The sequence below is a fragment of the Streptomyces sp. NPDC059989 genome (assembly GCF_042736975.1).
Lineage (GTDB): Bacteria > Actinomycetota > Actinomycetes > Streptomycetales > Streptomycetaceae > Streptomyces.
Genome location: NZ_JBHWUO010000005.1, coordinates 120,813 through 130,522, shown reverse-complemented (window position 1 = coordinate 130,522; position 9,710 = coordinate 120,813). Strand labels below are relative to the sequence as shown.

Annotated in this window: 8 protein-coding genes; 1 reads left to right on the top strand and 7 read right to left on the bottom strand. The window is 72.6% G+C overall.

Going from position 1 to position 9,710, the window contains the following annotated elements:
• Positions 1 to 263 precede the first annotated feature (263 nt).
• The 6 genes from ACFWBN_RS06645 to ACFWBN_RS06620 all read right to left on the bottom strand — a co-directional run bounded on the left by ACFWBN_RS06645 (position 264) and on the right by ACFWBN_RS06620 (position 6,187).
• Positions 264 to 704: a MarR family winged helix-turn-helix transcriptional regulator gene (locus ACFWBN_RS06645; protein WP_385171562.1), complete on the bottom strand. Its 441-nt coding sequence runs from the start codon at positions 702 to 704 to the stop codon at positions 264 to 266.
• Positions 705 to 1,229: 525 nt separating this feature from the next.
• On the bottom strand, positions 1,230 to 3,626 hold the full coding sequence (gene lon, locus ACFWBN_RS06640) for an endopeptidase La (RefSeq protein WP_385171558.1): 2,397 nt from the start codon (positions 3,624 to 3,626) through the stop codon (positions 1,230 to 1,232).
• A gap of 139 nt (positions 3,627 to 3,765) precedes the next feature.
• Positions 3,766 to 4,311 carry a DUF4232 domain-containing protein gene (locus ACFWBN_RS06635; RefSeq protein WP_385171555.1) on the bottom strand — a complete coding sequence of 182 codons (546 nt, stop codon included), beginning with the start codon at positions 4,309 to 4,311 and terminating at the stop codon, positions 3,766 to 3,768.
• 100 nt (positions 4,312 to 4,411) lie between these two features.
• Entirely contained in the window at positions 4,412 to 5,170 is a 759-nt protein-coding gene (locus ACFWBN_RS06630; RefSeq protein WP_385171552.1) for a DUF4097 family beta strand repeat-containing protein, read from the bottom strand.
• A 146-nt stretch (positions 5,171 to 5,316) separates the two neighbouring features.
• Complete coding sequence (locus ACFWBN_RS06625) at positions 5,317 to 5,925, bottom strand: DUF6879 family protein (RefSeq protein ID WP_385171549.1); 609 nt, start codon at positions 5,923 to 5,925, stop codon at positions 5,317 to 5,319.
• Positions 5,918 to 6,187, bottom strand: a complete 270-nt coding sequence (locus ACFWBN_RS06620; protein ID WP_385171546.1) for a hypothetical protein — start codon at positions 6,185 to 6,187, stop codon at positions 5,918 to 5,920. The genes ACFWBN_RS06625 and ACFWBN_RS06620 overlap by 8 nt, the downstream gene beginning before the upstream one ends.
• 315 nt (positions 6,188 to 6,502) lie before the next feature.
• Here ACFWBN_RS06620 and ACFWBN_RS06615 point away from each other — a divergent pair, with 315 nt between their 5' ends.
• Complete coding sequence (locus tag ACFWBN_RS06615; RefSeq protein ID WP_385171543.1) at positions 6,503 to 8,644, top strand: tetratricopeptide repeat protein; 2,142 nt, start codon at positions 6,503 to 6,505, stop codon at positions 8,642 to 8,644.
• Here ACFWBN_RS06615 and ACFWBN_RS06610 read toward each other — a convergent pair.
• A complete protein-coding gene (locus tag ACFWBN_RS06610; RefSeq protein ID WP_385171540.1) occupies positions 8,613 to 9,572 on the bottom strand; it encodes a sulfurtransferase in 960 nt (319 codons plus the stop codon). The two genes, ACFWBN_RS06615 and ACFWBN_RS06610, sit on opposite strands and share 32 nt — an antisense overlap.
• Between the last annotated feature and the right edge of the window lie 138 nt (positions 9,573 to 9,710).

Below are 9,710 nucleotides of genomic sequence, written 5' to 3'. Positions count from 1 at the left end.
GGCGCCCCGGCACACACCCGGCCCCACCGGCGCTGACGTGAGGAGGCGGCCGCGTTCCGGGCCCTGCGGGGGCGCCCCGGCACACACCCGGCCCCACCGGCGCTGACGTGAGGAGGCGGCCGCGTTCCGGGCCCTGCGGGGGCGCCCCGGCACACACCCGGCCCCGCCGGCGCTGACGTGGGGAGGCGGCCGCGTTCCGGGCCCTGCGGGGGCGCCCCGGCGCCCGGCTGGCCCGTCGGCGCTAGCGCCGGGAGGCGGGCGGACTACTCTGCGCCGGCGTTCAACTGGTGCAGCAGTCGGGCCAGTTCGGCGACTTCGCCTCGGTCCCAGTCGGCGAGTTTGCGCATGTACTGCTCGCGGCGGGCGTCCCGTACGCGCAGGAAGCGCTCGCGGCCCTCCTCCGTGAGGCCGACCAGGAAGGCCCGGCCGTCGGCGGGGTCCGGCTCGCGGGCGACGAGGCCGAGGACCTCCAGGGCCCGCAGCTGGCGGCTCATGGTGGCCTTGCCGACGCCGAAGTAGGCGGCGAGCTCGGTGGCCCGCTGACGGCCGGCGGCCTCCAGGCGGGTGAGGAGCCCGTACGCGGCGGGTTCCAGCTCGGGGTGGAGGGCGCGGGCCATCTCGCCGGAGGAGGCGCGGGCACGCCGGAGGAAGACGGACAGCTCCCGCTCCAGGGCAAGGAACTCCTGGTCTTCGCTCGCGTGCACGTCCGCTCCTTCGGTGGCCAGTGTGGTGGGGGCCAGTATTTCGCAGCGGACGTGCCGCCGGCCCGGGACCCCGCCGGAGCGGGAACCCGGGCCGTGGACGGGGCCCGTCACGTGGCGGCCTGGTGGGGGCGTCGGCACCGCCGGGACGCTCCGCCCGCCGGTTTCGGTGGGGCCGGGTGTGTGGCGGGGCGCCCCCGCAGGGCGCCGAACACAACAAGGCTGCCACTCCCCGACCCCTGGCCACGTTCGGCGCCCGAGGAGGTGCCCCGGCGCGCGCCCGGCCCCGCCGAAACCGGCCCACCGCCCGGGCGGCCCGTCAGGTAGCGGGCGTTACTGTCACCGCCGCCTGGGCCGGGCGCGAGCCGAGGTACCCCGGCGCGCGCCCGGCCCCGCCGAGACCGGCCCACCAGGCCACCGCCACCGCCCGGCGGACCGGTCACGCGGCGGGCGTTGCCGTCACCTCTGCCTGGGCCAGCGCGCGCCCGGCCCTGTCGAAACGGGCCCACCAGGCCGCCGGCGGGCCCGTCACGCGGCGGCCGTTACCGTCACCTCCGCCTGGGACAGCGCGAGCTCCAGTACCTGGCGCACATCCGTCACCGGGTGCACCTCCAGCCCCTCCAGCACCTCGGCCGGGACGTCGTCCAGGTCGGCCTCGTTGCGCTTGGGGATGATGACGGTGGTCAGCCCGGCCCGGTGTGCGGCCAGCAGCTTCTGCTTGACGCCGCCGATCGGCAGGACCCGCCCGGTCAGGGAGACCTCGCCGGTCATCGCCACGTCGGTGCGGACCTGCCGTCCGGAGAGCAGCGAAGCGAGGGCCGTCGTCATTGTGATGCCCGCGCTCGGGCCGTCCTTGGGCACCGCGCCCGCCGGGAAGTGGATGTGCACGCCCCGGTCCTTCAGGTCGGCGACCGGGAGTTCCAGTTCGGCGCCGTGCGAGCGCAGGAAGCTGAGCGCGATCTGCGCCGACTCCTTCATGACGTCGCCGAGCTGCCCGGTGAGGGTCAGCCCTGCGGCCCCGGTCTCCGGGTCGGCCAGCGAGGCCTCCACGAACAGCACGTCGCCGCCCGCGCCGGTGACCGCGAGGCCGGTGGCCACGCCGGGGACGGCGGTGCGCCGTTCGGCCGGGTCCTGCGCGGACTCCGGTACGTGGTGCGGCCGCCCGATCAGCCCGCGCAGGTCGTCGGCGCCGATCCGGAACGGCAGCTCCCGCTCCCCCAGCTCGTGCTGCGAGGCCACCTTGCGCAGCAGCCGCGCGATGGACCGCTCCAGGGTGCGCACGCCCGCCTCGCGGGTGTACTCCCCGGCCAGCCTGCGCAGGGCGTCCTCCTCCAGGACCACCTCGTCGGCGCCGAGCCCGGCGCGCTCCAGCTGGCGCGGCAGCAGGTGGTCCCGCGCGATCACGACCTTCTCGTCCTCGGTGTACCCGTCGAGGCGGACGAGCTCCATCCGGTCGGCGAGCGCCTCCGGGATGGCCTCCAGGACGTTGGCGGTGGCCAGGAAGACGACGTCGCTCAGATCGAGTTCCACCTCCAGGTAGTGGTCGCGGAAGGTGTGGTTCTGCGCGGGGTCCAGGACCTCCAGCAGGGCGGCCGCCGGGTCTCCGCGGAAGTCGGAGCCCACCTTGTCGATCTCGTCGAGGAGGACGACGGGGTTCATCGAACCGGCCTCCTTGATGGCGCGGACGATGCGGCCCGGCAGCGCGCCGACGTAGGTCCGGCGGTGGCCGCGGACCTCGGCCTCGTCCCGTACGCCGCCGAGCGCGACGCGGACGAACTTCCGCCCCATGGCGTGCGCGACGGACTCCCCGAGAGAGGTCTTTCCGACGCCCGGAGGCCCGATCAGCGCGAGCACGGCCCCGCCCCTGCGTCCGCCGATGACGCCCATGCCGCGCTCGGAACGCCGCTTGCGCACGGCGAGGTACTCGGTGATGCGGTCCTTCACGTCGCTGAGCCCGGCGTGCTCGGCGTCGAGGACGGCCCGCGCGCCGCGGATGTCGTACTCGTCCTCGGTCCGCTCGTTCCAGGGCAGTTCGAGCACCGTGTCCAGCCAGGTCCGGATCCAGGAGCCCTCCGGGGACTGGTCGCTGGCCCGCTCCAGCTTCTCGACCTCCCTGAGCGCGGCCTCCCGTACCTTCTCGGGCAGGTCGGCGGCCTCGACGCGGGAGCGGTAGTCGTCGGACTCCTCGCCGTCCTTCTCCCCGTTGAGCTCGCGCAGTTCCTTGCGTACGGCCTCCAGCTGGCGGCGGAGCAGGAACTCGCGCTGCTGCTTGTCGACGCCGTCCTGGACGTCCTTGGCGATGGACTCGGCGACGTCCTGCTCGGCGAGGTGGTCGCGGAGCCAGGTGACGGCGAGCTTGAGCCGTGCCACGGGGTCGGCGGTCTCCAGCAGTTCGACCTTCTGGGCCACGGTCAGGAAGGGCGAGTAGCCGGAGTTGTCGGCGAGCGCCGAGACGCCCTCGATCTGCTGGACCCGGTCCACGACCTGCCAGGCCCCGCGCTTCTTGAGCCAGCTGGTGGCGAGCGCCTTGTACTCCTTGACGAGCTCGGTCACGGAACCCGGCAGCGGGTCGGCGAGCCGTTCGTCGACGCTCTCGCCCTCGACCCAGAGCGCCGCCCCGGGCCCGGTGGTCCCGGCCCCGATCCGGACCCGGCCGACACCGCGGATGAGCGCTCCGGGATCCCCGTCGGAGAGCCGACCCACCTGCTCGACGGTCCCGAGCACACCGGTGCCGGCGTACTTCCCGTCGACCCGCGGTACGAGCAGCACCCGGGGCTTTCCGCTGCGGACCGCCGCCTGGGCGGCCTCGACCGCCCCGCGCACCTCGGCGTCGGACAGGTCCAGCGGAACGACCATCCCAGGCAGCACGACCTCGTCGTCGAGCGGCAGCACGGGCAGGGTGAGCGTTACGGACGTCGAAGCCATGATCTTCCCTCCGGCAGTGAAGTTGAGCTATGCCGACTCAATGCATCTGCGCGACCCGATGTTCCCCAACACCCGTTCGCCCGGGGCGAACAGCCGGTCCGGAGGGAGTCAGGAGGGGTCGGGAGGGGGTCGGGAGGGGTTAGGAGGCAGCGCGGAACGCCGTGGCGCGCACGGTCGTGCCGCACAGCGCGAACGCGCCGCCGTCGTCCGGTCCCAGTTGGAGGTGGCCGCCGGCGATGCCGACGACCGTGGACGGCGCGACGAACGGTTCGGCTCCGGAGGCGCAGTAGCCTCCGGCCTCGCCGAGGACCGGGGTGAACGAGACCCGGGTCTCGGCCGCGCCGCCGACGCCCAGCCGCACCGGCCGTGCGGCGCCCTGACGGACCACGGAGAGCGGCCTGTTCCGGTCCGGCGAACCCTGGCCGGCGAGGGCGAGGGTGGGGTGGCCTTCGAGGACGCACGGCCCCGGGCCTTCGTTGATCACGACGATCCGCACCCCGTCCGCCCCCACGCGCTCGGCGCTGTTCGCCACGAGCCGGCTGTGGCTGCACGGGGGCGCGGACGGCCCGGTGGCCCCCTCCGCCGAGGCCGGCCCCGCACCGGCCAACGCACCGCCGGCGAGTACGGCGACCGCGAGGAACGTGCGCCGCCCCCGGGCCGGGCGGGGCTTCGCTGCACGGCTCATGGCTGCTCCACGAGGTGGCGGGCGCCGCCGGGAGACTCCGGCATCCCTCCCAGCGTGGCACCGGCCCGCCCCCCCTGCCCGGCGGAAGCCCCGCCCGCGGTCACCGGCCCTGCGCGGCGATCCGTACGTCGCCCGAGGTGGTCTTCGCGGAGAGGAGGGAGGAAGCCGAGGGATCCTCCGGGAGGGACACGTCGCGGCTGCCCGACGTGGTGGACACCGCGAGCCGGTAGGCGGCGGAGGGGACCTCCAGGCTCACGTCACCCGAGCCGGTCTCGGCGTCCACGGAGTCGGGCACCCGGCTGAACTCCACACGGGCATGGCCGGAGTCGGAGCGGACGTGGGCGCTCGGCCCGGCGAGGGCGGCCGCGGTGATCGATCCGGACGAGGTACGGATCTTCAGCGGCCCGGCGATGCGGTCGGCCGTGACCGCGCCGGAGTCGGCCTCCACCTCGGCCCCCGCCACGCCCGTCACGGTGATGCGGCCGCTGCTGCTTTCGAGCTTGACCGTGGCGGAGGCCGGCACCTCCAGGCGGTAGTCGACGTAGCAGTCGCCCGCGCAGCCGTCGCTGAAGGTCAGCACCCCGCCGGTGACCCTCTGACCGGGCGTCGGAACACCGCCGCCGCGGTAGTGCACCGTACGCCGGACGGCGACGCCGGCTCCGGAGCCCGGGGTCACCTCGATCGACCCGGCCCGTGCCCCGGTCACCTCCACCGCGCTGACGGCCTCGGTCACCGTGGCGTCGGCCGTCGCCGTCTTCTTCGCGCCGTCCCCGAAGGAACAGCCGGCGAGCAGCACACCGGCCCCGAGGGCGACGACGGCGGTGCGGGCGAAACGAACTGAGGTGGCGTGAGAGGTCATGCACCGATCCTCCCGCCGCACTCCCCGCCGCCCGATGGTGCCGGTACCCGAACCCCTGGTGGGGTTAACCCCCGGACCTCGGCACGGTGGGGGCGCAGCACACGCGCCGCGCCCCCACCTCGCCCCGTCGTCCGCTGCGCAGCGCCTCAGCCGACGACAGGCGGAGCCAGAGGAGCTATCTCCCGCTCGAAGAAGGCGAAGAAATCCTCTCCCCGCTCATAGAGCGCGTTGAATCCGGCCGATACGTCCTCGATGAGCTCCGGATTCGTGAACCGATTTGCTCCTGCCGCATTCCCGTCGCTGTCGTACACCACTTCGTACATGACGACGTCCCCGAGGATCACCACCTCGGGCACCGGGCGCACCTTCTCGATGTCCGCGATTTTGCGGGCATCCATCACCCGGATGTTGTCCCCCAGTTCCACCCGCAACCTGAGCACATGCAGCTCCCATTGCACATAGGGGGTGACGGGAAATTCCACCACGCGGAGGCGGCGCTCCAGAATGCCGAGGCGGGCAGCCTTCTCGAATTGACGCGCATACACCTCACGCTTCTCCTCGACGAGGGAGACCGCCCTTCCCCATTCCCCCGAGGAGAAGGCCTCCCAGCTCGGGAAGCCCCTTTCCTTGAAGTGCTGCCCGCGCTCCAGTTTGTTCAGGAACCGAATGCCGCCCTCGTAGAACCGACGGAAATCCTCGTGATAGTTCGGACGTTCCAGAGGCTCAGAAACCGCATCCTGGAACGAATCAAACATTGGGAATGTCCGGCTTCGCCGCGATGATCATATTCCTTGGGATTACCACGAGTCGCTCATCAGCCCCGATGGACACCCCCTCGGGCAGGACTTTTCCGAGCGATGCGGTCAGATCCCTTCCAATAATTGCGACATCACCGTTGTCCAGCTCCCACATATCAGGGCAGTCGGGATTGTCAGTCGTGTTCCCCAATTCGCGAGGCGATTTACCGAGACGCCTCTTGAATCCAGCTGTCGGATCGGCTTCCCACGGCCTGGTCACAGTTTTCGCTCCCCACGCTCGACTCAGTGGAGGCGAACCGTAGCGGCCGACACCCTCGCCGAGCAAGGCTTGCGCGCGACTTCCAGCCGGATACTTGCAGATGGCACGTGCCGCCGAAACGGTCCATCACCCCTGCCACACGGAGAGCAGCCGTAATAACGCTTGACCATTACAGAGTGTTAACATAAAATCCCATCAGGATTAAATTGTTCACTCTATTACCGCAAATCCGGAAGCTAAATAGCCACATCCAATCGGGAGTGCCATGGATCCGGAGCTGAATTCATTCGCGCGCGACCGCGCCACCGGTCGGCGATGAGTGGTGCGATGGACGGCCGCGCCGAGGACAGCGGTCGCGTCTACCAGGCATCGGGTGATCAGTACATCAATGAACACCACCACTACGGCGGCACGGACCCAGTGCTCCACGGCCCGGATTCGGTACGCAGCCCGGCGGTCGGCCGGACACCGCTGGTGCTGCGCGACCGCACCGAGGTGCTGGAGCGGTTACAGGCAGCCGTCGCCGACGGGCGCGGCGGCGAGGTCTACGTCCTCCACGGGATGGGCGGCTCCGGGAAGACCGCGGTGGCCTGCTCGCTGTTCCGGTTCGCCACTTCCGTGACCGGCCGGGTCGGGCTGTGGGTCAATGCCTCCGACCGGGCGAGCCTGCGGGCCGGCATGCTTGCCGTCGCGGCCGATCGGGGGGCGGGCAACGGCGAACTGCTGGCCGCCCGCAACGGGCTCCGGCCGGCCGCCGACCTCGCCTGGGAGCATCTCGACCGTTCCGCCGAGCCCTGGCTGCTGGTGCTCGACAACGCCGACGATCCCGAGATCCTCCGCGACGGCAACTGGCTGCGCACCAGTGACCGCGGCACCGTCGCGATCACCACGCGCAGGGCCGCCTCGCGCTGGTGGCCCGGCGCGGAACTGCAGCACATCGGGGTGCTGCCACGGGACGACGCGGCGCTGGTGCTGTGCGATCTCGCTCCGCACAGCGGCACCCTGGAGGAAGCGGCCGCGATCGCCGACCGGTTGGGGCGCCTGCCCCTCGCGCTCACCCTCGCGGGCGGCTTCCTCTCCCACCAAGTACTCGACCCGTGGACGATGGACCTCTACGGGCGCCGGCTCGACGAGGGGGAACGCGTCGAGCTCATCGACCAAGGAGCTGAAGCCTTGTCCGAAGAGGACCCCCGCCACCTGGTGGGGCGGACCTGGCAGCTGACACTCGACGCGTTCGAAGCACACGGCCTGCCCGAGGCGGCCGCCCTGCTCAGGCTGCTGGCCCGGTTCGCCGCCGAACCCCTGCCGCTCTCCGTACTGAACCGCCCCGAGATCGGCGGGGCCCTGCCTCGCAGCCGGTCCGAGACGGCACTTCGGGCCCTGCTCGACCAATCGCTCACCGAACTGGTCGATGTCGGCGTGCGGTGCGTGCAGAGTCACGGGGTGCTGCTCGACAGCGTTGCCTCGGCCACTCCCGGCGAGCGGCTCGCCGCTCTCGACACCACGGCCTTCCGCCTGCTCGACGCAGAGGTCCCGGCCCTGCCCGATGCCGGACCGTACGACCTGCGGCTACGGCTGCTCGCCCCGCACGTCCTCGCACTGCTGGGCCGTGCCGTCGAGCCGGCGACCAAGGCCGGTGTCCTCGGCCTCGCAGGGCGCCTGTCCACGGCTCTGCACCGCACCGGCGACTACCTGGGCGCATGGGAAACCGCCCATGCGGCGGCGGCTCTCACGGAGCAGGCCCTCGGTACGGAACACCGGCTCGTCCTGGCCGTACGCTCCCGGGCCGGCCGGGCGCTCTTCCGGCTCGGAAGGTATTGCGAAGCCGAATTGCTGTTCCGGGGCGTCCGCGGTGAACAGGAGCGGCTGTTCGGGGCCGACGATCCGGACACCCTGGACAGCAGCCACGGACTTCAGCTCGTATGGGCCAATCTCGGCAGACGCGAAGAAGCCCTCGCACTGCTCCGGTCGACCGTGCGGGGCCGGCGGGAGGCGCTGGGGCCTTCACATCCGTTGACCCTCCGCTCCCGGTCCAGCCTGCTGGCCATGCTGACCGCCTCCGAACTCGGCTCGGTGGAAGGAAGGGAACTGCTCTCCCTGCCGCCGGAATGCGTCCGGTATCTCGGCCCCGATCACACGGTCACCTTGGGCTCCCATCACAACTACGCCTGGGCGATGTACGTGTTGGGGAATTTCGAGGCGGCCGACGAGTCGATCAGAAGGGCCGTGGACGGATACAGACGGCGATTCGGTCCCGACTATCCGATCGCGCTGTCGGCCCAACAACTCTTCGCCCGTACGCAGTCGGCGCTCGGGCATCGCGCATCGGGCCTCGAACTGATGGCGGATGTGGTGGCGAGGCGTACGCACAGCCTCGGCCCCGATCATCCCTTCACGGTCGCGAGCCGGGCATTGTGGGAGGAATTCAGGAAAGGGGACGGGCAGCCGGACCGGTGACGACGGGGCGGTGGGGCGAGGGGAGGCCCCATTCGCTCCAGGAGCCGTCGTAGACCGCCGGGTCGGGGTATCCGGCGAGGGTGGCGGCCAGGGCCAGGACGCAGGCGGTCACTCCGGAGCCGCAGCTGAAGTAGAGCCGTTCGCGGGCGCCGGCCAGGGCTTCGAAGGCCGCGCGGAGTTCGCCCGGCGGGCGCATCAGGCCGTCGGGCCGCCGGAGTTCGCCGAAGGGGAGGTTGAGCGCGCCCGGCATGTGGCCGCCGCGCAGGCCCGGGCGGGGTTCGGGGGCCGTGCCGGCGAAGCGCTCGCGGGTGCGGGCGTCGAGGACGGCCGCGGCCGGGTCGGCCAGGGCGGTGGCGACGGCCGCGGCGTCGACCAGGAGCCCGGCGCGGGGGCGGGCGGTGAAGGAGCCGCGCGGCCCCTGGTACGCCGGGGCGGTGGGCTCGACGGGCAGTGCGGCGGCGGTCCAGGCGGGCAGGCCCCCATCGAGGACGGCGGCCCGGTCGAAGCCCATGGCGCGCAGCATCCACCAGGCGCGGGCGCTGGAGTAGATGCCGGCGCCGTCGTAGACGACGACGGTGGAGGTGTCGTCCACGCCCAGGGCCCGCATCGCCTCGGTAAACTCCGCGGGCCCGGGCATGGTGTGCGGGGCGGGGGCCTTGTGGTCGGACAGCTCCCCGTCGAGGTCGAAGGGCCGGGCGCCCGGTATGCGGCGGCCGGCGCCGCGGTGGGGCCCGACGGAGGCGTCGAAGAGGACCAGCCCGGGCTCCCCTAGCCGCTCCGCCACCCAGTCGGCTCCGACCAGCGGGCCGGGCGGGGGGCCCGTAAGGGGGCCTGGAAGGGGGTCCGCTGTCGCGGCGGACAGCGGACCGGCCGTTGCGCAGGGCAGGCCGTCTGTCGTCGGCTTCACCGCCACGGCCTTCTCGGGCATGGGCATTCGGCACCTCCGGAGGGGGTCGGCGGACCGACGCCGGGGATCCCCCGCGGGGGGGCCCGGCGGTGACAAACAGGCCCCCCCCACCACCACCGGGGCACCCGCCGCCCGACGCCCCCCCCCCCCGCCGCCGCC

Excerpts from the sequence above, each read along its gene's own strand:
- lon (WP_385171558.1), bottom strand. The coding sequence starts at position 3,626 with ATGGCTTCGACGTCCGTAACGCTCACCCTGCCCGTGCTGCCGCTCGAC.
- ACFWBN_RS06635 (WP_385171555.1), bottom strand. The coding sequence starts at position 4,311 with ATGAGCCGTGCAGCGAAGCCCCGCCCGGCCCGGGGGCGGCGCACGTTC.
- ACFWBN_RS06630 (WP_385171552.1), bottom strand. The coding sequence starts at position 5,170 with ATGACCTCTCACGCCACCTCAGTTCGTTTCGCCCGCACCGCCGTCGTC.
- ACFWBN_RS06625 (WP_385171549.1), bottom strand. The coding sequence starts at position 5,925 with ATGTTTGATTCGTTCCAGGATGCGGTTTCTGAGCCTCTGGAACGTCCG.
- ACFWBN_RS06615 (WP_385171543.1), top strand. The coding sequence starts at position 6,503 with ATGAGTGGTGCGATGGACGGCCGCGCCGAGGACAGCGGTCGCGTCTAC.
- ACFWBN_RS06610 (WP_385171540.1), bottom strand. The coding sequence starts at position 9,572 with ATGCCCGAGAAGGCCGTGGCGGTGAAGCCGACGACAGACGGCCTGCCC.